Below are 22,301 nucleotides of genomic sequence, written 5' to 3'. Positions count from 1 at the left end.
TGATGTCACCTACTCCCAGCCAACGAGCAGATTATACTTTCAAATATAACCGTAGTTATGGGCGACATGGATGGCTGCGCCTGACTCCCGCTTATAGCGTGAAACTGGTTGAAAAACTATTAATCGGTGCGGAGGAAAACTTAATTATTCTTGATCCTTTTTCCGGAACAGCGACAACTGCACTGGTGGCGGCTGAAAACGCATATCAAGCTTATAGTTTTGACATCAATCCCTTTCTAGTTTGGTTGGGAAATATTAAATGTAAAAATTATTCCCAAGAGCAAATCATAAAGATTCGTCATGCTGTTAATAATGCTCTTGTAGAATTTCAATCCTCTCTAGGAGAAGAACACTGGATACCGAATATTTTTAATATTGAACGCTGGTGGTCTAGCCAGACATTAACAATACTTTCAGCACTAAGATATAGTTTGATTAAACAATTTGGCGAACCTAAAGAAAGTGCAGATTTTGGAATTGTTTGGATTGCATTTTGTCGGCTAATTATTGAAACTTCCTCGGCAGCATTTAATCACGTTTCCATGTCATTTAATAATAAAGTAACCCATTTTGAGGTTGATAAAATTGAACAACTTTTTATTGACATCCTTGATTTTATCTTGAAATCGACTTCAAAACCGATTCGAGGTAGCACCAAGATAATTAAAGCAGATGCTCGTTGTATCATTAATCTAAATGAAGTCAAAGTAGATCGGGTAATTACTTCACCACCTTATCCTAATCGAATTAGTTATATTCGTGAACTCCGTCCCTATATGTACTGGACTAAATTTCTGAATGAAGCAAAAGAAGCGGGTGAAATCGATTGGATGGCAATTGGTGGAACTTGGGGAATTGCAACCAGTAGACTAAAATCTTGGCAGATAGATGAAGTTAATTTACTACCAGAAGCGGTTTATAATGCGGTAGAAAACATTAGTAAATCTGAGGGAAAAAATGCCCATATATTATCAATTTATGTGTTAAAATACTTTTATGATATGCACCTACATTTAAGATCGCTTCGACATCTTTTAAAAGATGGCGCTAAAATTGATTACATCGTCGGCAATTCAACCTTCTTTGGTAATAGAGTTGATACGGCTAGTCTACTTGCCGAGTCCATGAAAATGCTAGGCTATAAAAAAATTAGCTTTGAAATTATTAGAAAACGAAATTGTAAAAAGGAATTATACGAGTATTGTGTCTCGGCAACTTGGGAAGAAGCTTAATATTTTGTTATGAGTTAAAGACAAATTAATTGTATAATATTATCTGTAAGTTCATTCAGTTGATAAATACCAAAATGTAACAAATTTACTTGATATGTTGGCAGGCTAAAAATTAATCTAAATTTAAACTTAAACCCAGAAGCAACTCCCATGATAAACTAGATTGGTGAAAAATACAGTTTAGCTTAGTATTTAGTTCTTGATGAATCTTGCGATCGCCTCTGTCAAAACTTTTAAGAAATTTAGTTATTCTAGAGTGCGATCGCGTAGCGTTTACAAAGAAGAATTACCTTGTTTTCTAACCGAGCCAGTCAAATTATAATTTTTAACTGGTTTTTGTTTGGGCTAATACTCGTTCTAGAACTTGTTGATAAGCCGACTCTACATTTCCTAAATCGTGGCGAAATCTATCTTTATCCATGACCCTTAAATTGGGGTCAGTTTCGCCTTTATTCCACAAACGACAGGTATCGGGGCTAATTTCATCGGCGAGTACCAATTTACCATCTGAAGTGTAACCAAATTCGAGTTTAAAGTCTACTAACGTAATCCTACATTGCTCAAAAAACTCGGACAAAACTTGATTAATTTTCAGCGATAATGTTTTAATTTCGTCGAGTTGTTCGGGTGTGGCTAACTTTAATAATAATAAGCGATCAATTGTTAATAAAGGATCACCTAATTGATCATTTTTGTAGCAATACTCGACTAAAGTTGGTTCTAAGATTGTGCCGACTTCAATTCCAGTTTGTTTGCATAAACTTCCGGCTGCAATATTGCGAATAATCACTTCTATCGGAACAATTTTAACTCGTTTTACTCTCATTTCATTAGCAGTCGGAGTATCAATAAAATGAGTGGGAACCCCTTCAGCTTCTAAGCGTTGAAAGAGGTGAGTTGAGATCGTATTATTGATTTCACCTTTACCTTGAATTGTCCCTCTTTTTTGAGCATTAAAAGCCGTCGCGTCATCTTTAAAATGGGCGAGTAATATTTCGGGATCATCGGTGGTATAGACAATCTTCGCTTTCCCTTCGTAGAGTTTTTGAGGAGCAGACATAGAAATGAATGAATTCTAGAGACGTGTTTACACTTGCAATTATAAACAGAGAGACGTTCTTTTGGATCGTCTATTGTAGTGGGAGTTTGTCCATTAAAGAATAACAGACAAATCCTACCTTATTTTGCCATTAAAACAACCGATGATCGAGGATTAACTCGATAACGAAGCGCTTTAACAGGCGGAGCTACTTTCACATCATAAAGATCATGGGGGGCTGTTAGTCCTGTATCAACAATTCTGTGCCAATATTGTCCAGATAACAAGGGAGGTAACTCAAAAACTAAGGGTTCCCAATGAGAACTCAACATGATATGAAGATATTCTCCGGTATCGGGATGACGTAAACTAAAGGCTAAATAACGAGAATCATCTTCCCAGTTGGGTTGATCTAAATGGAGTCCATGCCAAGTAATATAGGGTAAATGTTGACCTTCTGCTTGCAAAATAGTGTTGATCCGGAACATATGTCGTTCTTGGGTAAAACGAATAATTCCTTTCATAAAACGTAGTATATCGGCTTGTTTGCCAATATCACTCCAATCAAACCAACTCAGTTCATTATCTTGACAATAGGCGTTATTATTTCCAAACTGTGTGCGTCGAACTTCATCACCCATTAAGATCATCGGTGTGCCTTGAGAAACAAATAGAATTGTCATACAATTCTTGATTTGCTGGAGGCGTAAAGCTTCTATTGCTGGATTATCTGTTAATCCTTCTTCTCCACAATTCCAACTCACATTATAGTTACATCCATCCCGATTTTTTTCTCCGTTAGCATCATTATGTTTGTCATTGTAAGACACTAAATCATTAATCGTAAATCCATCATGGCAGGTAATAAAATTAATACTACAATGGGGTTCACGATCTGTTTTTGGATAAATATCTGGACTTCCCATAATTCGAGCAGCAAGCTGTTGAACTTTGCCCGGATCACTTTTGACAAAACTGCGAATATCATCCCGATATTTTCCATTCCATTCGGTAAAGCGATCGCCCGCAAAAGAGCCGACTTCGTATAATCCTCCTGCATCCCAAGCTTCTGCAATCAGTTTCGTTCCGGCTAAAACGGGGTCAGATTTAATAATCCATAAAATCGGTGCATCATCTATCGGATAACCATTTTTATCCCGAGAGAAAATCGAGGCTAAATCAAATCGAAAGCCATCGACGTGCATTTCTGAAACCCAATACCGTAAGGAGTCTACAATTAACTGACCTGCGATTTCATAGTTAGCTTTAACGGTATTTCCGCAACCACTATAGTTACTATAATACTGCTCGTCGTTTTCCTCTAAAATATAATATAAGGCATTATCTAACCCTCGAAAAGATAGAGTCGGGCCGTTATGATTTCCTTCAGCAGTATGGTTAAATACAACATCAAGAATCACTTCTAATCCGGCTTTATGAAATGCTTTGACCATATCTTTGAATTCTTCGACTGGCCCGAGTGGATCACGACGGGAACTATAAGCCCGATGGGGAGCAAAAAAAGCAACGGTACTATACCCCCAATAGTTTTTTAAGGGAAGAACAGCATCCTGTTCATCAAATTGATGAATTGGCATCAGTTCAACCGCAGTAATTCCTAAATCTTTAAGATAGGGAATTTTTTCTACTAAACCGGCATAAGTTCCTCGTTTATTGGGAGGAAGACCCGAACTCGGATGGCGAGTAAACCCCCCAACATGAAGTTCATAAATAATCGTTTCTGAGTAGGGAATTCTCAGAGGTAAATCTCCTTCCCAGTCGTAAGTTTTTGGATCAACGACGACGCTTTTAAAGGCTTCAGCACAATTATTTCCGGGTTTTGATGCCGCGCCTCGACTATAATTTTCATCATTAACAACCGCTTTTGTGTAGGGGTCAAGTAATATTTTATCGGGGTCAAAACGATACCCAGCTTCAGGAAGATGTAAGCCATCGGCTCGATATCCATAAATTTGTCCCGCTTTCATCCCCGGAATAAAAATGTGCCAATAATAAAATGTTCTATTAACATCAGGATCGAGCGGAATGACCTTTGAGGGTTGAGCCGCATCTGGAGTATCAAATAAAAGTAATTCTAAAGATTCACAGGTCTTAGAAAAAATACAAAAATTAACTCCATTGGGGTAAACTGTTGCACCCAAAGGATAACTCATACCCGCTAGAACATTCATACTCATGTAGTAGACTCCTTGATTAATAATAGATCGAGAGTTGTTAACTTTGGCCTGTCAATAATGCGATGCTAGAATTAGCAATACAAATTAGTAATACGCAATTTTATATAGACCCACGGAACTCCTGATAATGGTTACAATTTGCCCTGATGTTTCACGAAGGATTCTTCTGCAACTCAACCCAATTTTAGATTGAATGAGATGAGGTTAACCTTTCGTTAAAAAAATCTTCTATAATTTTATTACACTCGAATGCTAGTTGAGTTTGTTGGATTTGAGAGCGGCTAAAGTAAGCTAAACGTTGTCCCTCATTCAGTTTAACTTGATTGAGATCTAAATTCAGGTTTTTCCAAAAGATGTACTCATCACAATCATCCCACTCATATTTTCTAAAGAAAGAGACTTCTCCCACATCAACTTCAATTTCTTCTAACATTTCTCGAACAATTGCCTCTCGGGGAGATTCATCCTCCTCCATAAATCCTCCTAACAAATTCCAGGCATTGGGTTCGGGAATTGAACACTTTTGATCTCGCAAAACCAGTAGAACTTGATGATGATCGTTGAGTAGAATGATTACACAACCAATCGGCTTTTTCATGTTAAACTAACTAAAGAAATTCACTCTTTCCTCTCAACTGAACATTGGTTTAAACTGAATGTCGCGTTCTGACAGTCCCTGCCTTAGTCTGGCAATTTCTCGCTTAAGCACAAGTGAAGCCAACCATTTTGCCACCTGGGTCGTGCAGTCGCCCTATCCCAGTGGCTACGTTCACCACGACTGTTTCTGGCCTGAGAGCCTTGACCAAGCCTGGCAAAGTTGGTTGGAAATGTTTTCCCCCCAAAGTTTAGCGCAGATCAAGCCTCTTTCTTCCCCTCAAGCAATGATTCCCTCGGTATCACTGACAGACTCAAGCCGACAGCTTAGTTATAGCAGTCGTCTGATGCAGCATTTAGGCATTAATCTGTGGCAGTGGCTATTCCAAGGCACAATACAAAGCAGTTTGCATCGCAGTCAAGGGATTGCCATTGGTCAAGATCAACCCTTGCGAGTCCGGTTGGACGTGCGAGAACCCGATCTCATCCCTTTACCTTGGGAAATCATGCAGCCCCAAGCGGGTCAACCGGCTATTTCCTTGAGTCAACAACTCTTGTTTAGCCGAACAACCAGTGATGTTAATCCTTTACCACAATTTCCAAGCGCTCAGTTGTTAAATATTTTACTGGTGTTAGGACAACCGGAGGCTGAAAACAAGAGCAACTCGAGTTCACAACCGCAACAAACATCCCGACAAATTCAACAACTCCAACTTGAACAAGAAGCCCAACACTTAAGCCAAGTCTTCACTAACAGTAGTTCGTCGGTCAACGTTGACCCGGAGATCAATGCTCCCTGTCGCGTCACAACCCTGATTCAACCCAGTGTCTCCGAACTGATCACTCAACTGGAAACCGGAGAATATAACGTTTTATTTTATGGGGGTCATTGTATTCCTGCTGCCGATGGTGGGCTGTTATTTTTGCAACCGGATGTCACCCTCAACGGGACTGAACTCGCCCAAGTCCTCGTGCGGTGTGGAGTGGTGATGGCGGTGTTTAACGCCTGTTGGGGCGCTCATCCGGCAATTGATCTCACCCCCAACCCCGAAAGTGCCGTCTTCCAAGCTATTCCCAGTAGTAGTTTAGCGAAAGTGCTAATTCATCATGGGGTGCCGGCTGTCTTAGGAATGCGAGACTCGATCACCGATCAAGAAGCCCTGAGTTTTATTCAAGCCTTTGCTCAAGCTCTCGTCGCCCGGAAACCCATCGATCAAGCCGTAGCGATCGCCAGACAACATCTATTAACCCTTTATAAATTTAATCAACCCGCTTGGACACTTCCGGTGTTGTATATGCACCCGGAATTTAGCGGGGAATTAATGCAGCCTGTGGAGGAAATCAGAACAGAACTCCCGGCTAATTCTCAAACTTGGTTGGGATATATTGCGCCGAGGGCGTGGCTGCGTCTACCAAGTGGTTTAGACCCTTCTTCGGGATTATCCCCTCAACTATGGCCGATCGAGGCCGGAAGCGTGCGAGTTGGACGGGGAGAAGATAATGATATCGTCATTTCTGAACAATGGGTATCGAGTAAACACGCGGAAATCTTTTGTCGCAATGGTAGCGATGATAACCCCCAACCTACTTTTTTTCTGCGAGACTTTTCCCGATACGGCACTCTCGTTTCCGCAGAAACAGGATGGCAACGGGTTCATCATCAAGAAGTTGCCTTACAATCTGGAACCCAGTTAAAATTTGGCAGTTCCCAAGGTCAAGCCCTAGAATTTATGATCGATCCCTCTTAACTTTGACTCTAACTCAAGTCAAGTTACGGAATGGATGAAAATGCTATTGTAGCTAGGGAAGTCAGAGCGTAAAAGCTACTTATTCCTATCTGAGACTCGCTAAATCAATAGATGGAATCCGATTTCATCAACCGAGAAAATCTGCTCAATTTCCTGGCTACACTCTCAATATTCTATTGACTAACGCGGGGGAATTTGAGACAGTGAATCAGTCGAGATTCAGACGGTTTCAACCCCATCTATTCCTTAAAACCTAGAGACTTTTACTTAAACATCAAGGACACGGACTCATGAACAACTCATCGGCCTCCCCCAAAATTCAAGCTGAGTTAGATTTATTAGATGTACTGTTAAACCAAGAACAGCCCTATATTTGGAACACCTCAGCGCTAGACTCAGAAACCGAACTCAGAGAACTCGACGAACAACTGGCCCTCTGTGATTGTTTAACCGACGAAGATGTACATCACCGACTTCAAAGCCTACTGACTCAAGTTGAAGATTTATGGTCTGTCAATACTCTCCAAAAATCTCTCGCCCTGAAATTTGCTGACTGTGTTCCTCAAGATCTCCTACAACGACTCGCCAAACGAGCAATTCACCTCAACCAACAGCTTCAAGACGCTCGTTCGACTCTGGCCGAACAACTGGTACAGTGTACTCAAGAAATATTACCCCATTGGCAAGAAGAAGACCTACAAGTTTTAGCCCGTCCTTTTGCTTATGCGATGCGGGGAGCAGAAACCGAACCCGGAGATTCTACCCTCAATAGCACCCCGACAAAACCCTGGAAAGAACTTTCCGAAATCGAACAAGCGAGAATGGGTTTAGCGATCGCCCGTTATGCGTTGTCAGAATTAGAACAACATCCTCAAGAGTCCTAAGCACTTCCCTCTAATATTCTATTTGCGAACAGAAGAATCTTTGAAGCCGAGCAAGCATTCCGAAATTCCTCAATAATTGTTGATACGAACTCACCGCTTGTTTATTCACCGTCGCTCAAGTTTCGGGGATGTTGAAACGCCTTCGAGAAAAACTTCCCGTCGGGAAACACATAGAAATATAGAACAATGGATTGATTTGGCCCTTGACCCGATAGATTGATCCGTTCTTCCGTCGAAATATCTGTTTCCATAATTCCTGACACCTGACTCCAAGAGTTGAAGCTAGAGACATGAGTTAACCCGGTTCAGCCTGATACAGATTAATAATCAGATTTTTTTGAGGTTGACCGCTAGGATAAGTAAAGAGCAGAAACAATGGTGATCAAGTCAGAGGTTAACCCGGACTTCGCGATCATTGAGACTGTTAATCAGCACGTGCATCTGGCTCCTGGCTTGATAAAAAATCCAGTTGTACCTTTTTCACCCCCAATGGATTGATTCATGCGTCCTCGTCAAGGCTTGATTGAGACTTTTTCCACCTTTGTGACATTCACAGAGGATTATTTTGACCGTTGGATGAGCGATTCCAAACTGCGTCGGAGTATGGATCGGTGTCTAAAAACTCAACCGAAACCACCCGTCTCAGAAAAGTTTTGGGTGCATTTTTGGCATAAAAAGTGGCAAACTTCATCCTCTGAGGCTCAAGGACATCTACTGGCTTACCTACAAGAAGCCTGCTACTGGAGCGCTCACAAAACGGTGAATGCGGGTTTTGCAGGCCTACATCTGAGTATTGCAGATTTGTTTCAAATTGCTCTGACTCAAGCTGAACGCATTCTCAAAGGGTTCAATCCGGATCGGGGTTCAACGCTCAAAGATTATGCTAGCGTTGCTTTCAAGTCCATCATTCGCGATCTTCTCCGTCAACGCCGAGAAACTGATATTTGTAGCGACTGGGCGTTATTGCGAAAACTGAGTCAAAAGCGACTCCGAGAATCTCTACAAAACGCCGGAATTAATGACGAAGAACAACTCGAACAGTATATCCTGGCTTGGACTGGCTTTAAAACGCTCTATGTTCCGACTCAAGCCACTGGAACTCGCCAACTCAATAAACCAGATCCCGACACCTGGGAAGCGATCGCTAAATTCTACAACATTGAACGCGAAACCCAACTTTCCCCCAAAACGACACCCGCTTCTCCCGCTACGCTAGAACGTTCCCTAACTCAATGTGCAAAATGGGCGCGACTTTACCTTTATCCGACGGTAGGATCGCTTAATATTGCTAAATCAGACAGTGATACACGAGAAATCGTTGAAGATTTAGCCGATCCGAATGAACCGATGTTAGCAGAATTGATCGCCGAAGAAGAAAACCAAGATCGCCAAACTCAACAAGTTCAACTCAAGCACACTTTAACGACAGCCCTCGAACGCCTCAAGCCCGATGTTTTAGAGATTTTGCGACTGTACTACGAACAAGGGCTAACTCAGCAAGATATCGCCCAACAACTCGATATGAAGCAATATACGGTTTCTCGCCGTCTGACCAAAGCTAGAGAAACTCTACTTAAAGCCCTCGCCCAGTGGACACAAAACGCTTTAGACGGGGAGTTAACCTCAGAAGCGATCGCCCAAATTAGTACCCTGTTAGAAGAATGGTTGTACAGTTATTCGTGGAAATAACCCCTAACTCGATACTATAAAAACGGACATGACACTGACAACTTTCAGGGGTATTCGATGGATATTCAAACTCCAGACTGGGTAAAACACGCTGTATTCTACCAAATTTTCCCCGATCGCTTTGCCAAAAGTGAAAAATCTCACTATCAATTTCTCATCAAGCCCAACTGGGAAGAATGGGATGCACCTCCAACCCCTCAAGGCTACAAAGGGGGCGACTTGTGGGGAGTGATCGAAAAATTAGATTATATCCAAGATCTCGGCATCAATGCCATCTACTTTACACCTATTTTTCAGTCTGCTTGCAATCACCGCTACCACACTCACGACTATTACCAAGTTGACCCTATTTTAGGGGGAAATCAAGCGCTGAAAGAACTCCTCGATGCGGCTCACCAACGCAATATTAAAATTGTCTTGGATGGAGTTTTTAACCACGCCAGTCGGGGCTTTTTCTTTTTTAACGATATCCTCGAAAATGGCTCTAATTCTCCCTGGTTAAATTGGTTCAAAATCCAGGATTGGCCGTTATCAGCCTATGATGGCAACCAACCTGCAAATTATGTCAGTTGGGCGGGAAATCGTGCCTTACCGGAATTTAACCATGATAATCCAGAAGTGCGAGAATATATCATGCGAATTGCAGAATATTGGCTCAAGTTTGGAATTGATGGTTGGCGCTTAGATGTTCCTTTTGAAATCAAAACTCCGGGTTTTTGGCAAGAATTTCGAGAACGAGTCAAAATAGTTAATCCGGAAGCTTATATTGTTGGAGAAGTTTGGACTGATTCTCGTCCTTGGTTGGATGGGACGCAATTTGACGGGGTAATGAATTATTTATTTACAGCACCAACGCTTGCATTTACTGGCGGAGATCGAGTCAGAATGGAGTTGGTAGAAGAGCCTTCTTATTTCCCTTATCCGGCGCTTTCTGCGCGTGAATATGCTACCCAAATTTATGAGTTATTAAACCTCTATCCTTGGGAAATTCAACTCACTCAATTGAACTTACTCGATAGCCATGATACTGCTCGTGTCCTTTCAATTGTTGATGGGGATAAAGCGAGTGTAGAGTTGTCAACGTTGTTATTATTAACTTTTCCGGGTGCGCCGAGTATTTATTATGGGGATGAAGTGGGTTTACCGGGAGAACTTGATCCTGATAGTCGGCGAGGATTTCCGTTTCAAAAAGACTGGGATGAACCGACTCTAAATTACCATAAACAGTTAATCGCAATTCGTCATCAGTATCCGGCTTTAAGAACCGGGGGTTATCAAATCTTATTTGCTGAAGGTTTGGTTTATGTTTTTGCTCGGATTTCAGAAGATCAAGAAGTGATTGTTGCGGTTAATAGTGGAATAGAATCAGCAAATATTACTGTGCAAGCAGATAGCCTGAAATCTCGTCCTGAAAACTTATTGTATGGTGAGGCTGAACTCTCTTGGGAAGGAGACAAGTTAACGTTAAATATTCCTGAACGTAGCGGTTGTATTCTAGCTGTCAATAGTTAATAGTAAGAAGGGTGGGTTTATGTCGGTTATTGATGAGTAGACTTCCATCAACTCGGAACCCGCCCCGACAACTCAGGTTAAGCTGTTAACTATTTGCTGTTGTTAAGTCTTGAGATTCTTGATAAGTTGGAAAATCTGTATACCCTTCCGCATCAAAAGAATACCAAACTTTCATCTCCGCAGGGGGATTTAAAGGCCAGTCATGGGTAAAACGTTCAACTAAATCAGGATTACTAATATAGGGTCGTCCAAAGGCAATTAAATCAGCATAACCTTCTTGAATCGCAGTTTCTGCACTTTCTTGAGTATAACCACAATTTCCCATTAAAGCATTATCAAACACCTCTCTAAATTCAGCCAATGTCATCGGTTCACCCAACTCATGGAAGCCAAATGCTAGACCATCTAGTAGATGTAAATAAGCCAATTCATAAGTATTAAGCTGTTTTGCCACATAAAGAAAAGTCTCCCGAAAGTCTGGCGAACCCATATCGTTAAAATTGCCGTTGGGAGACAGTCGAACACCGACTCTATTAGACGACCAAACTGTGAGGATAGATTCTACAATTTCTTGTAGGAAACGATAGCGATTTTCAATGCTACCCCCATATTTGTCGCTGCGATGATTTGTTTTTGACTGAAGAAATTCATCAATTAAATAACCATTGGCAGAATGAATTTCCACCCCATCAAAGCCTGCTATTTTAGCCCGTTCGGCGGCGCGACGATAATCTTCTACAATTCCAGGAATTTCCTCTGTTTCTAACGCCCGAGGTATTTCGTGGGGTTGCTTACCAATGGGGGTATGAATCTCGTCTCCCTCAATTTTAATCGCAGAAGGGGCAACCGGAAGTTGACTATTTTCGTGAAAGCTACTGTGAGAAGCCCGACCACAATGCCAAAGTTGCAGAAAAATCGGTGTTCCTTGAGAATGAACCGCGTCAACAATTTGTTTCCAAGCTGCTGTCTGTTCATCAGAATAAATTCCCGGTGTTTGTTGCCATCCAATCGCCTGTTTGGAAACCACAGTTGCTTCTGTAATAATCAAACCTGCTGATGCCCTTTGGTGATAATATTTAGCCATTAAAGCATTCGGCAAACGTTCGGTTCCCGCTCTTGAACGAGTCAACGGAGCCATCACGACTCGGTTTTTTAAGGTTAAATCTTTGAAGTCAAAAGAGCTAAGAAGTAACGGTGAGGAGGTTTGAGTTGACATGAAAATTTTAACCTATATTTACAGTAGGCCGTGAACAATAAACAGTTAATCGTGTTTTTAGCGATCGCAAAATTAGGACTGAGGACGAATAGTTAGAAATTAGGAATAACTAACCCCTCTCCTGAAACCGATCAATTCAAATCTATAATCACAAATCTGTCACCTGCTCATTATAAATGATGGAGTGATTCTTTCTGCCCCTAAAAAAAAGATAACCATAAGCAAAATTTTGTTCATCTCTGGCTTTAGGTTCTGGGGTGATCCTCTTAAACTAGATCTAACGCCAGATTATACAATACGCAATTATCCATGCTGAATCAAATTAAAGCATTAGCCACTGATCTCGCCCCTCGTTTAATCGAAATTCGTCGCCATATTCACTCCCATCCTGAACTCAGTGGTCAAGAATATCAAACTGCTGCCTATGTCGCGGGTGTATTATCCTCCTGTGGGCTTCATGTCACCGAAGCCGTTGGGAAAGTCGGAGTTGTGGGTGAGTTGAAGGGAAAAAGCAATACACCGCAATGGTTAGCTATTCGTACTGATATGGATGCGTTACCCATTAAAGAACTCACAGAGTTAGACTACGCCTCCCGTCAGCCCGGCATTATGCACGCTTGCGGCCATGATGTGCATACAACGGTTGGGTTGGGAACGGCGATGGTCTTATCGCAGCTAGAGGAGCCTTTAGCGGGTCATGTGCGGTTTCTATTTCAACCGGCCGAAGAAATTGCCCAAGGTGCGAGTTGGATGGTTGCAGATAACGTTATGCGTGATGTGGCGGCTATCTTGGGAGTCCACGTCTTTCCGAGTATTCCCGCTGGATGTGTGGGGATTCGTCAAGGGGCATTGACAGCCGCCGCCGATGATTTAGAATTAACGATTATGGGAGAATCGGGTCATGGTGCGCGTCCTCACGAAGCAAAGGATGCTATCTGGATTGCGGCTCAAGTGATTACCACCCTCCAACAAGCGATTAGTCGCACTCATAACCCTTTAAGACCTGTGGTGTTAACGATTGGTCAAATTACAGGTGGACGAGCGCCGAATGTGATTGCTGATCAGGTTAAACTGTTGGGAACGGTGCGATCGCTTCATCCTGAGACTCACGACAGTTTACCCGCTTGGATCGAGAATATTGTTGCTAATATTTGTCAGATGTACGGGGCGCGTTATGAGATGAATTATCGCCGGGGTGTGCCGTCTGTACAGAATGACGCAAAAGTTACTCAGTTAGTAGCAGAATCAGTCGCGGAAGCTTTGGGCAAGGATAACATTATTACTTTATCAGAACCGTCTTTGGGTGCGGAAGATTTTTCAGTTTATCTCAATCATGCGCCGGGAATGATGTTTCGCCTCGGAGTCGGACACCCAAAAGCACCGAATTATCCTCTGCATCATCCGAAGTTTGAAATTGATGAATCTGCCATTATTACAGGTGTTGTCACCTTGGCTTATTCAGCTTATAAATATTGGCAAAAATAGAGAATAGGAAATAGCAAAGACTATTTTCACACTTGATTAGATAAATTTTCTGGAGGTGTAGGCGGAGAATTATTAAAAGATTCAAGGAACACTTTCACCCGCCCACTCGGTTCTAAAATCACCCGAATTTTAGGTCGTCTTCCATCTACTGTCGCGGAAACAAACGGTTCACCAACATTGGGTAATTCAAGCTGAACTAAGCGATTAACTGCGGGTTGACCGACAGGCATAATACTCGCAATTGTACCATCAGCATTGAGTTGTAATGTGTATTGAAGTGCTTTCTGTAAATTTTTGGGTGGATACCAATTTTCTTGAAAATAGGTTCTGACTTCATTGACTTGTGGAATTTGATCAAATAATGTGGTGTCTTCTTGACGAGTTGCTGCAATGGTTTGGGGACGTTTATTTAACTGGGTTAAAGCAGGATCTTCTGAAGTTTGATTTTCGCTGAATTCAGGATCAATCCCTTCAGAATTCATGGTGGAATTGTCTTGATATTCTTCCTCTGGAAAAACCGTCACAATTTCGGGGGGTGGCGAATCTTGGAGGGGGGGAAGTTGGATCACAGGCGGAACTTGAGGAATGGGGTTAAAAGGGATGGGTGGAGGTGTTTGTGGGCCGATGGGTGGGGGGACTGATGCGACAGAAGGAGGGGTCGCTGAGGGCGAAACAGAGGGATTGGTAGAAGGATTGGTAGAGGGGTTGGGCGGGCTTGTCGGTTGGGGTTGGGGTTGGGGTTCCGGTAGGATGATCATCATTCCCTCTTGCTGAGAAACATTGGGGATTGTTTGAGGGGGAGGCGGACTGACCGGTGCAGGAAATAACGGGGGCGGTACTGGCAGGGGGGCGGCATCGACTCCGGGTAAATTGGCGGCGACGGGGGGAGGAGAAGCGGGCGGAGTTGGAGTTGGAGAGGGCCAAACGGGAAGCGCTGGCGGTGAGTTTAGGTTAGGGGGGGGAATGGGAGTGGGTTCAGTTTCCTCGGTTGAAGCGCTGAGGGTTTCTGCGGGCTGTCGATAAAAGTTGATTAACTCAATGATTCCCGTTAAAGTACCAATACTAATGAAAATCATCAGTAATGTTCGCAACCAAATCACAGGTTTAAACCGCAAAGAAAAGGATTTATCGCTGACTTCTTCAACTCTATTTGTACAGTCTTCTAATGCAGTGACTAAATCAAATAATTGTAATGCACTAAGATGAACAAAAGGCCCGGAATTTTGAGTCGCGAGCGCTCCTAAAAAGAGATCATGATAGAGTAGTCCATCCGGCTTGAGATAAATCTCATCTGGATCGGGGAGAAGGGGTTTGGAGGAATTGTTTGTTTCTTTGTAGAGGGTGTCAAACCAGGCGGAATTGTTGAGGAAATTCTGCACGTAGGATGTTACGGTTTGAGCGAGGCTTTCTAACTGTTGGCGATCGCCTTCGATGGTGACATATTCTTCTTCGGGTAGGCGGGGATCATCAAAACTTAATTTAAACTGGAACGGATCAGTTGCAGTTTCTTTTTTAGAGCGACCCAGTAAAGGCTTTTTCGTGATGACTTCTAATGTACAGGTGGGGGGAGTGTATTTGCGAGTTGTCATTTCTAGATCAGGTCAATAATTTGTAGTTTAATTTGAGGTTTAATTTAGGGTTTAATTTAGGGCTTATCGATTGGGACTGAGCAATGCCAACCAAAAGCGTTGATGACTATTAGAATTGCTGTAAAATAATAGCTCGATTAAAAGTTTAATGGCTAATGGATTGAGGGTTTTAGAGGGAGGCGAAGCGGTGTGGTCAATTTGTTCTTGATACATTTGGCTAAACGAATCAAAATAATCCCGCAATAAAGCGACTTGATGGATATCGTCTTCTGATTGGGTGTATTGTTCTAAAAGAGCGATCGCCCGTCGGATGAGGGCTTGATTTTGTTTGGCGAGATCACTGATAATTAAAACCAATGCTCGGGCTTCATCAACGCTTAAGGGCTTCTGTTGTTGTGAATTCTCGGGTTGAGTCAGTCGATCCGCAATAATTGAGTTTAAATTGAGTTGATCGGCAACTTCTACTAGACTTTCTGATCCCACTCCAGTCAAGGCGGCCAACGCCAACATGACTAATTCTAATCGAATCGTGATGTCATCTAACTGAGTTAGTTCTGGCTGCTGTTCTAAGTTGAACTCTTGCCAATCGAAAGCGTGATCATCAGCCCTAGCCAATGGTTGCATAGTCCCCTAAATTGATTTGATCCTTATTATAGGGATTTTCGAGAAGAATCTTTGTACTATAGCGCTACTTGAATCGGGAACAGGGAACAGGGAACAGCGCAAAGTGCGGTCTTGGGGGTTTCCCCCATGAGCAACTTTGCAATCTTAGGGAACAGTAGACTGGGTAGTGGTTTTAGGATTTAGAAATGACAATAATGTATTCGCGTAGTGCTATAGAGTATCCGGTTGTCAGGCTTAACGAACAGTCGGTTAACAAAAAGTTAATCATAAGTTAATAATCAATTAACAGCGATCGCAAATCAAAGGGAATAAGCTTTAAACTTCAACTCCCGCTTCCCAATCTACAACTTTGACTAAAAAGGGTAATGGGTCATCCCCGAAAAATGGCCCATCAAAAGAGATCAAGATGTCCACTGAATCGCTGTATTCATGTCCACCGAGGCAATTTTACAAGAAGTTTGGTATTTTTAGGGAACTGCGCTTTCCTCTAGAAGAAAAGACGAGTAAAATGACGGTGGAAATTTAAAAGTATTTCAGTAGACCTACTGATTGAACTGATATTTGTGTGAGGAGAGTATGTCACAACAAACGTTGAAAGCTTGGCTGCTCAGTCCAGCTCTCTTAGGGGCGAGTTTAATTTTGTCTTCGACTGCGGTGGCTGAAGTTTCAGCCTCAAGCATTCAGCCGGGAGAAACTCAAGTCAAGGCTAGAGGCAATCATCAGTCTGAACTGTTGGCCCAAGTTCCGGTTAACCCCCATAGTGGTCAAGTTGGGCCACAGTCGGGTTTATCTCCGGTACAAGTTTCTGACTTCGACTCTGGGGAAACCCCAGATAATTCTGTGAGTCCAGAAACCTCTGACCAACTCAACCAATATTTTCGGGAGGGTCGGCGGTCTAATTCTCAGAAAAAACAGCAAGTCACCTCTGTTTCCCAACTGTCAGACGTTCAACCCACAGACTGGGCTTTTCAGGCGTTACAGTCTTTAGTCGAACGATATGGCTGTATTGCGGGATATCCGGATGGTACATTCAAAGGAAACCGGGCTTTAACTCGTTATGAGTTTGCGGCGGGTATCAACGCTTGTTTAGAACGCATTAACGAACTGATTAATGCGTCTACTGCGGATCTGGTGACGCGCGAAGATTTGGCGAAACTGCAACGGTTAATGGAAGAATTCGCCGCTGAACTTGCCGCTTTAAGAGGTCGGGTCACGGTTCTCGAAGCCCGGGCGGCTGAACTCGAAGCCAATCAATTCTCCACAACCACCAAACTCAACGGGGAAGTGATCTTCTTTATTGGAGATACGTTTGGCGATCGCGCTGAATATACGACTGTCGGAGGGCCAAACGTTGAGGATAGTGACGACCCGACACAAAGCTATTTCGGTTATCGGGCGCGTTTAAACTTCGATACCAGCTTTACCGGAAAAGATAGACTACGAACTCGTTTGCAAGCCCGAGATGTTCCCAACTTGAGTCGTGAAGGCCTGACTAACACCTTGATGACTCGTTTGGGTACTGATGGCGGAGATGGAGACTTTACTCTTGATGACCTTTATTATCGCTTCCCGATTATGAACGGTAAAGGTCAAGTTTACTTCGGTGCCAAGAGTTTGGATTTAGACGATGTTCAAGATCCTCTTAGCCCCTTCCAGAGTACAGGTGGCGGTTCGTCCTCTCGCTTCGGTCGTTACAACCCCACTTCATTGCGGGGACCGGAAGGAACGGGTTTGGCACTCAAGTATCAGCTTAATGATAGAATCCGTATAAATCTTGGATATCTCGCCAGTCAAGATGATGCTCCCGATCCCACTGAAGGTCGAGGTTTGTTTGATGGTAGCCACTCGGCAGCCATTCAAGTTGTCTTTGAACCGACGGATAATATAGCGCTCGCTCTCGATTATAACCGTCGTTATTTCCGCGAGGGTGATGTCAGTGTTAGTGGCGGAACCGGAAGTTTCCTCGCCAACCGTCCCTTTGGCGATAACCCTACAACTAGCGATAACTTGGGCTTCCAGGCGAATTGGAGAATCTCTGATAGTTTTGAGTTAGGCGGTTGGTTGGGTGTCGCGTGGGCTGATGATAAGCCGACTGGCGAAGGGGATGACCTCGATGCAACCATCCTCAACTTTGCGGTAACATTAGCGTTCCCGGATCTCCTCAAAGAAGGGGACTTGGGCGGTATTATCGTGGGGATGCAGCCGAAAGTGGTTTATCACACCCTTGATAATTTAGAAGAAGAAAAAACCGGGATTCACATTGAGGCGTTATATCGTTTCCAACTCAGCGAATACATTGCTTTAATTCCGGCGGTTTTCATTATTACTGACCCTGAACATACCGATGACAATGACACGATTGTTGTAACAACGTTTAGAACTCAATTCCGTTTCTAAATTTTGAAGTTGATTTCAACAAAATTGTATTTCCAAACAATTAAACTTAAAACTATCGGTTTCTGAATACAGAAGCCGTTTTTTTATTCAGGTAAAAAGCTGATATTTTCAGGAGAAACACAAAGATTAACTGTTTCACCAATAGTATACTGTTGAGTATGATCGCGTTGCAGGTTTTGTTGACGAATAATTATTGAAATATTGGGGGTTAATTTGACTCGATAACGGGTATCTGTTCCGAGATAAATGGCTTCTTCTATTATTCCCTGCCAATGATTATGGCTTTTGTTTTCAGGGGAAACAAGACTCAATTTTTCAGGACGAATAACAATCGTTAAAAGTTGTCCTGAAAAGACTTCGGTTTGAGAAACCATAGAAACTGATAATTGTTCATCAACTAATAAGTTAATTTGACCTTTTTGAGATTGGATTACTCGTCCTGTAAGAATGTTACTTTCACCAATAAAATTAGCTACAAATCGAGTTTTTGGATACTCATAAATTTCTACAGGGGTTCCCACTTGTAAGAGTTTACCCTGGTTCATTACCCCAATTCGATCAGACATGGTGAGGGCTTCTTCTTGGTCGTGAGTGACATAAATAAAGGTAATTCCTAGCCGTTTTTGCATTTGTTTAAGTTCGAGTTGCATTTCCTTTCGCAACTTCAAATCTAACGCCCCTAAAGGTTCATCAAAGAGTAAAACTTTGGGTTGTTTCACTAACGCCCTGGCGAGGGCGACTCGTTGCTGTTGTCCGCCTGAAAGTTGACGGGGATAACGATTTTGTAAGTCTATTAACTGTACTAATTCTAAAACTTCAGAAACTCGTTGACGAATTTCTGGGCGAGGTACATTTTCCATTTCGAGTCCGAAAGCAATATTTTTGCTAACCGTTAGATGGGGAAATAGGGCATAGTTTTGAAAGACGGTATTCACTGGACGATGAAAAGGCGGATGATGATTCATTGCTTGTTTGTGAATATAAATTTCCCCCGAGGAAGGGATTTCAAATCCAGCTATCATCCGCAAAGTGGTTGTTTTTCCACACCCCGAAGGGCCGAGAAGTGAAAAGAATTCTCCGGTTTTAATTTCAAGATTGAGAGAATCAACAGCTAATGTTTTTCGACTTGGTGTTCCTGGATAAAGCTTAGAAACATTTACCAGTTCAACGGCGAGATTAATAGAATTCATTAATGTGTAAATTGATCAGATTTAAAGGATGAGATTATCCTAAGTCCCAAAGTTTAGTTTGACTTCGTTCCAAGCTTCATCATAGAGAATGGTTGCTTCTCCGACATCTTCAAGATACTGAAGTTTTGCAAAGACTTCTGGGCTAGGATAAATACCGGGATTTTCTAGATTTTCTGCTTTAATTAACTTTTCTTGGATAGCGATTTTATTCGGTGAAGCATAGTTAATAAAGTTAGAGACTTTTGCCCCAATTTCGGGTTCAAGGATAAAGTTAATAAACTGTTCGGCGAGTTGTTTATGGGGTGCATTTTTAGGAATAACCATGCTATCAATTGCAACCAGCGTTCCTTCTTGAGGAATAACATATCTTAAATCTGGATTTTCAGCCATGACTTGAAACAAATCACCGCTATATTCCATCGTCAGATCAATTTCACCTTGATTGAGAAGATTTTGCCCTGTATCGGGAACGAATGCTTTGATGTTTTTCTGGTTTTTAATTAAAAATTCTTTGGCTTTTTCGATTTCTTCGGGATTGGTTGTATTGGGATTATAACCCAGATAAATTAATACCGCCCCAAAGGTGTGACGCATATCATCTAATAATGCTGCTTTTCCTGCAAATTTAGGATCGAATAATGCCGCCCAACTGTTAATTTCTGCTTGGGTTACTTTAATATTGTAGCCAATTCCCATCGTTAACCATTGATAGGGAATGCTATATTGATTTTGGGGATCATAAGGGGGATTGAGAAACTTTTCATCAATATTGTTGAGATTGGAAATATTATTTTTATCAACTTTTTCAAGCAGATTTTCCGCAATCATTACTTTCACCATATAATCGGCGGGAAAAGCAATATCATAACCGGGATTTCCGGGCTTTAGTTTAGCGTAAAGGCTTTCATTACTATCGTAGGTATCATAATTTATTTTAACATTATATTCGTCTTCAAATTGAGTGAGAACTTCCGGGGCGATATAGGTAGACCAATTGTAAATATTGAGAATATTGTCTCCTGTTTGACCCGATTGTGAGAGGTTAGAATTGCTGACTGTACAACCAATGGGTAAGAGTACACTAATAAGGAATAATAGAATAAAAGTTAAAAGTCGTTTCATTTTTTTGAGTGAATATGAACAGTTAAGGTTTTGTTGTCGGTTGAGTACGGTTAATTGTTAATGAGGATAGCACAAGAAGCAAGGATGCGAATAGCATTAATGTAGAAAGGGCGTTAATAGCGGGAGTTACGGAAAGTTTGATCATTCCATAAACAAATAGAGGTAAGGTAGTGGCGCCGACTCCGGTATTAAAGAAAGTAATAACAAAATCATCTAAAGAAAGGGTAAAGGCTAACAAGGCACCGCTAACAATTCCAGGTAAAATTAAGGGGAAGGTAATGCGGGTAAAGGTTCGCCATTCATTCGCCCCGAGATCAAGGGCGGCTTCTTCTAAAGCTGGATCTAATTCAGCTAAACGCGCCCTAACCGTAATCATAACAAATGCAATATTAAAGGTAATATGCCCTAAAATAACCGAGGGTAATCCTAAAGTTAAACGAATTCCGGTGAGATTTTCTATAATCCTAAAAATTAGGGTGAAAAAGACCAGTAAAGAAATCGCTAGGGTGATTTCAGGGATAATAATGGGAAGTAAAATTAACCCCGCAATGATTTGATCACCTGGAAACCGAAAACGTTCCAAGGCTAGGGCAACAGTTGTTCCTAATATTGTAGCGATTCCTGTAGAAATTACTGCAATAATTAAGCTATTATTTAAGGCTTGCCAAATTTTAACGGTGGAAAAGTTAGCAGTTGTCTCAGTCGTTTGACCGAATAAACTTCGATACCAATCGAGGGTAAATCCTGTCCAAATCGCGTTAAATCGAGAGGTGTTAAATGAGTAAATGACTAAAATCAATATCGGTAGATACAGAAAAGCCAGGGCGAGTGTTGCTTGTATCCATAGCCAGTATGTTCCTGGTTTTATTGGAGGTAATTTGATCATCATTAGTCATTTGTTTGAGATTGTAAATAAATCAAAATTGGGATTAATATTACTCCCATTAAAATCATTGATAAGGCTGAACCAAAAGGCCAGTTTCGCGCTTGTAAGAATTGATTTTGAATTAGATTTCCGACCATTAATGTTTTTGCCCCTCCCAAAATATCGGGAGTAATAAAAGCCCCGACTGCGGGAATAAAAACCAATATCGATCCGGCGAGAATTCCTCGTCGAGTTAAGGGAAAAATTACTCGCAAAAAACTCCTAAAATTATTTGCCCCTAAATCTTGGGCGGCTTCAACGAGAGAAAAATCAAAACGTTCTAATGTTGCATAAAGGGGTAATATCATAAAAGGTAGATAGCCATAAATCAAACCAATAATAACAGCAAACGGGGTAAAGAGTAAACTGATCGGTTCATCAATCAATTGTAAACTTTGTAAAATAGAGTTGATCACACCTTCGTTCCCTAAAATGACAATCCAAGCATAGGTTCTAACTAAAAAGTTTGTCCAAAAGGGGATAATCACTAAGCCTAAAAGAATATTACGCCACCGTTCAGGACGAGTTACAATAAAAAAGGCTAAGGGATAAGCGATCATTAAACAAACAATAGTCGTTAAAGCCGCAAGTTGAAGCGATTGCCAAAATATACCCCAATACAAAGGACTGATTAAACGTTGATAGTTATCGAGGGTAAATATCCAGTTAATTCCGCCATAAGTTCCCCGTTGGAGAAAGCTACAAACTAGAACAAAGATTAGCGGTAAAACAAAGAAAATAAATAGCCAAATTGTAGTGGGTAAAAGGAGGATTAATAAAGTTGTCCGTTTTCGGGTTTCTACCGATTTAGGACTCGGCTGATTTTGCGGTAACAAAGTCATTAGGAGTGAGTAACA

18 protein-coding genes are annotated in these 22,301 nt (G+C 41.8%); 7 read left to right on the top strand and 11 right to left on the bottom strand.

Annotation, left to right across the window (positions count from 1 at the left end):
• Positions 1–2: 2 nt before the first annotated feature.
• Positions 3–1,232 (top strand): DNA adenine methylase, encoded by a 1,230-nt coding sequence (locus L8106_RS00515; protein WP_039895167.1) that lies wholly within the window; start codon positions 3–5, stop codon positions 1,230–1,232.
• A gap of 325 nt (positions 1,233–1,557) precedes the next feature.
• On the opposite strand, the gene purC is transcribed toward L8106_RS00515, so the two are convergent.
• From purC to L8106_RS00500, 3 genes are all read right to left on the bottom strand, one after another.
• On the bottom strand, positions 1,558–2,292 hold the full coding sequence (gene purC / locus L8106_RS00510; RefSeq protein WP_009782185.1) for a phosphoribosylaminoimidazolesuccinocarboxamide synthase: 735 nt from the start codon (positions 2,290–2,292) through the stop codon (positions 1,558–1,560).
• 119 nt (positions 2,293–2,411) lie between these two features.
• Positions 2,412–4,469, bottom strand: coding sequence for a glycogen debranching protein GlgX (glgX, locus tag L8106_RS00505; RefSeq protein WP_009782184.1), 2,058 nt, complete (start codon positions 4,467–4,469; stop codon positions 2,412–2,414).
• Positions 4,470–4,653: 184 nt separating this feature from the next.
• Entirely contained in the window at positions 4,654–5,067 is a 414-nt protein-coding gene (locus L8106_RS00500) for an NUDIX domain-containing protein (protein WP_009782183.1), read from the bottom strand.
• A gap of 58 nt (positions 5,068–5,125) precedes the next feature.
• On the opposite strand from L8106_RS00500, the gene L8106_RS00495 reads away from it, so the two are divergent.
• Both L8106_RS00495 and L8106_RS00490 read left to right on the top strand, forming a co-directional pair.
• Positions 5,126–6,811 carry a CHAT domain-containing protein gene (locus tag L8106_RS00495; protein WP_009782182.1) on the top strand — a complete coding sequence of 562 codons (1,686 nt, stop codon included), beginning with the start codon at positions 5,126–5,128 and terminating at the stop codon, positions 6,809–6,811.
• A gap of 290 nt (positions 6,812–7,101) precedes the next feature.
• Positions 7,102–7,695, top strand: coding sequence for a hypothetical protein (locus L8106_RS00490; protein WP_009782181.1), 594 nt, complete (start codon positions 7,102–7,104; stop codon positions 7,693–7,695).
• Positions 7,696–7,796: 101 nt separating this feature from the next.
• Here the strand turns inward: L8106_RS00490 and L8106_RS31865 are convergent, their stop codons facing one another.
• Positions 7,797–7,946, bottom strand: a complete 150-nt coding sequence (locus L8106_RS31865; protein ID WP_009782180.1) for a hypothetical protein — start codon at positions 7,944–7,946, stop codon at positions 7,797–7,799.
• A gap of 250 nt (positions 7,947–8,196) precedes the next feature.
• Here L8106_RS31865 and L8106_RS00485 point away from each other — a divergent pair, with 250 nt between their 5' ends.
• A complete protein-coding gene (locus L8106_RS00485; protein ID WP_009782179.1) occupies positions 8,197–9,384 on the top strand; it encodes a sigma-70 family RNA polymerase sigma factor in 1,188 nt (395 codons plus the stop codon).
• A 57-nt stretch (positions 9,385–9,441) separates the two neighbouring features.
• Positions 9,442–10,896: a glycoside hydrolase family 13 protein gene (locus L8106_RS00480; protein ID WP_009782178.1), complete on the top strand. Its 1,455-nt coding sequence runs from the start codon at positions 9,442–9,444 to the stop codon at positions 10,894–10,896.
• Positions 10,897–10,981: 85 nt separating this feature from the next.
• Here L8106_RS00480 and L8106_RS00475 read toward each other — a convergent pair whose 3' ends face one another.
• On the bottom strand, positions 10,982–12,112 hold the full coding sequence (locus L8106_RS00475) for an alkene reductase (protein WP_009782177.1): 1,131 nt from the start codon (positions 12,110–12,112) through the stop codon (positions 10,982–10,984).
• Positions 12,113–12,421: 309 nt separating this feature from the next.
• Between L8106_RS00475 and L8106_RS00470 the strand changes: the two genes are divergently transcribed.
• Complete coding sequence (locus L8106_RS00470; protein ID WP_009782176.1) at positions 12,422–13,597, top strand: M20 family metallopeptidase; 1,176 nt, start codon at positions 12,422–12,424, stop codon at positions 13,595–13,597.
• Between the two features lie 26 nt (positions 13,598–13,623).
• On the opposite strand, the gene L8106_RS00465 is transcribed toward L8106_RS00470, so the two are convergent.
• Together L8106_RS00465 and L8106_RS00460 are read right to left on the bottom strand one after the other, a co-directional pair.
• Positions 13,624–15,186 (bottom strand): DUF4335 domain-containing protein, encoded by a 1,563-nt coding sequence (locus tag L8106_RS00465; RefSeq protein ID WP_009782175.1) that lies wholly within the window; start codon positions 15,184–15,186, stop codon positions 13,624–13,626.
• Between the two features lie 63 nt (positions 15,187–15,249).
• Positions 15,250–15,810, bottom strand: coding sequence for a DUF3038 domain-containing protein (locus L8106_RS00460; protein ID WP_009782174.1), 561 nt, complete (start codon positions 15,808–15,810; stop codon positions 15,250–15,252).
• Positions 15,811–16,386: 576 nt separating this feature from the next.
• Between L8106_RS00460 and L8106_RS00455 the strand changes: the two genes are divergently transcribed.
• Entirely contained in the window at positions 16,387–18,207 is a 1,821-nt protein-coding gene (locus L8106_RS00455; protein ID WP_009782173.1) for an iron uptake porin, read from the top strand.
• An 83-nt stretch (positions 18,208–18,290) separates the two neighbouring features.
• On the opposite strand, the gene L8106_RS00450 is transcribed toward L8106_RS00455, so the two are convergent.
• Genes L8106_RS00450 through L8106_RS00435 form a run of 4 tightly spaced genes read right to left on the bottom strand, consistent with a single transcriptional unit; the run spans position 18,291 to position 22,286 of the window.
• Positions 18,291–19,397: an ABC transporter ATP-binding protein gene (locus L8106_RS00450; protein WP_009782172.1), complete on the bottom strand. Its 1,107-nt coding sequence runs from the start codon at positions 19,395–19,397 to the stop codon at positions 18,291–18,293.
• Positions 19,398–19,436: 39 nt separating this feature from the next.
• A complete protein-coding gene (locus tag L8106_RS00445) occupies positions 19,437–20,519 on the bottom strand; it encodes a PotD/PotF family extracellular solute-binding protein (protein WP_009782171.1) in 1,083 nt (360 codons plus the stop codon).
• 22 nt (positions 20,520–20,541) lie between these two features.
• Positions 20,542–21,408 carry an ABC transporter permease gene (locus L8106_RS00440; RefSeq protein ID WP_009782170.1) on the bottom strand — a complete coding sequence of 289 codons (867 nt, stop codon included), beginning with the start codon at positions 21,406–21,408 and terminating at the stop codon, positions 20,542–20,544.
• Positions 21,408–22,286 (bottom strand): ABC transporter permease, encoded by an 879-nt coding sequence (locus tag L8106_RS00435; RefSeq protein ID WP_009782169.1) that lies wholly within the window; start codon positions 22,284–22,286, stop codon positions 21,408–21,410. The genes L8106_RS00440 and L8106_RS00435 overlap by 1 nt, the downstream gene beginning before the upstream one ends.
• Positions 22,287–22,301 lie beyond the last annotated feature (15 nt).

This window comes from Lyngbya sp. PCC 8106 (assembly GCF_000169095.1).
Lineage (GTDB): Bacteria > Cyanobacteriota > Cyanobacteriia > Cyanobacteriales > Microcoleaceae > Capilliphycus.
The sequence above is the reverse complement of the archived record's forward strand: the minus strand, read 5'-3'. Positions and strand labels throughout refer to the sequence as shown.

Excerpts from the sequence above, each read along its gene's own strand:
- L8106_RS00490 (WP_009782181.1), top strand. The coding sequence starts at position 7,102 with ATGAACAACTCATCGGCCTCCCCCAAAATTCAAGCTGAGTTAGATTTA.
- L8106_RS00440 (WP_009782170.1), bottom strand. The coding sequence starts at position 21,408 with ATGATGATCAAATTACCTCCAATAAAACCAGGAACATACTGGCTATGG.
- L8106_RS00480 (WP_009782178.1), top strand. The coding sequence starts at position 9,442 with ATGGATATTCAAACTCCAGACTGGGTAAAACACGCTGTATTCTACCAA.
- purC (WP_009782185.1), bottom strand. The coding sequence starts at position 2,292 with ATGTCTGCTCCTCAAAAACTCTACGAAGGGAAAGCGAAGATTGTCTAT.
- L8106_RS00475 (WP_009782177.1), bottom strand. The coding sequence starts at position 12,112 with ATGTCAACTCAAACCTCCTCACCGTTACTTCTTAGCTCTTTTGACTTC.
- L8106_RS00485 (WP_009782179.1), top strand. The coding sequence starts at position 8,197 with ATGCGTCCTCGTCAAGGCTTGATTGAGACTTTTTCCACCTTTGTGACA.
- L8106_RS00465 (WP_009782175.1), bottom strand. The coding sequence starts at position 15,186 with ATGACAACTCGCAAATACACTCCCCCCACCTGTACATTAGAAGTCATC.
- L8106_RS00455 (WP_009782173.1), top strand. The coding sequence starts at position 16,387 with ATGTCACAACAAACGTTGAAAGCTTGGCTGCTCAGTCCAGCTCTCTTA.
- L8106_RS00450 (WP_009782172.1), bottom strand. The coding sequence starts at position 19,397 with ATGAATTCTATTAATCTCGCCGTTGAACTGGTAAATGTTTCTAAGCTT.
- L8106_RS00500 (WP_009782183.1), bottom strand. The coding sequence starts at position 5,067 with ATGAAAAAGCCGATTGGTTGTGTAATCATTCTACTCAACGATCATCAT.
- L8106_RS00435 (WP_009782169.1), bottom strand. The coding sequence starts at position 22,286 with ATGACTTTGTTACCGCAAAATCAGCCGAGTCCTAAATCGGTAGAAACC.
- glgX (WP_009782184.1), bottom strand. The coding sequence starts at position 4,469 with ATGAGTATGAATGTTCTAGCGGGTATGAGTTATCCTTTGGGTGCAACA.
- L8106_RS00445 (WP_009782171.1), bottom strand. The coding sequence starts at position 20,519 with ATGAAACGACTTTTAACTTTTATTCTATTATTCCTTATTAGTGTACTC.
- L8106_RS31865 (WP_009782180.1), bottom strand. The coding sequence starts at position 7,946 with ATGGAAACAGATATTTCGACGGAAGAACGGATCAATCTATCGGGTCAA.
- L8106_RS00495 (WP_009782182.1), top strand. The coding sequence starts at position 5,126 with ATGTCGCGTTCTGACAGTCCCTGCCTTAGTCTGGCAATTTCTCGCTTA.
- L8106_RS00460 (WP_009782174.1), bottom strand. The coding sequence starts at position 15,810 with ATGCAACCATTGGCTAGGGCTGATGATCACGCTTTCGATTGGCAAGAG.
- L8106_RS00470 (WP_009782176.1), top strand. The coding sequence starts at position 12,422 with ATGCTGAATCAAATTAAAGCATTAGCCACTGATCTCGCCCCTCGTTTA.
- L8106_RS00515 (WP_039895167.1), top strand. The coding sequence starts at position 3 with ATGTCACCTACTCCCAGCCAACGAGCAGATTATACTTTCAAATATAAC.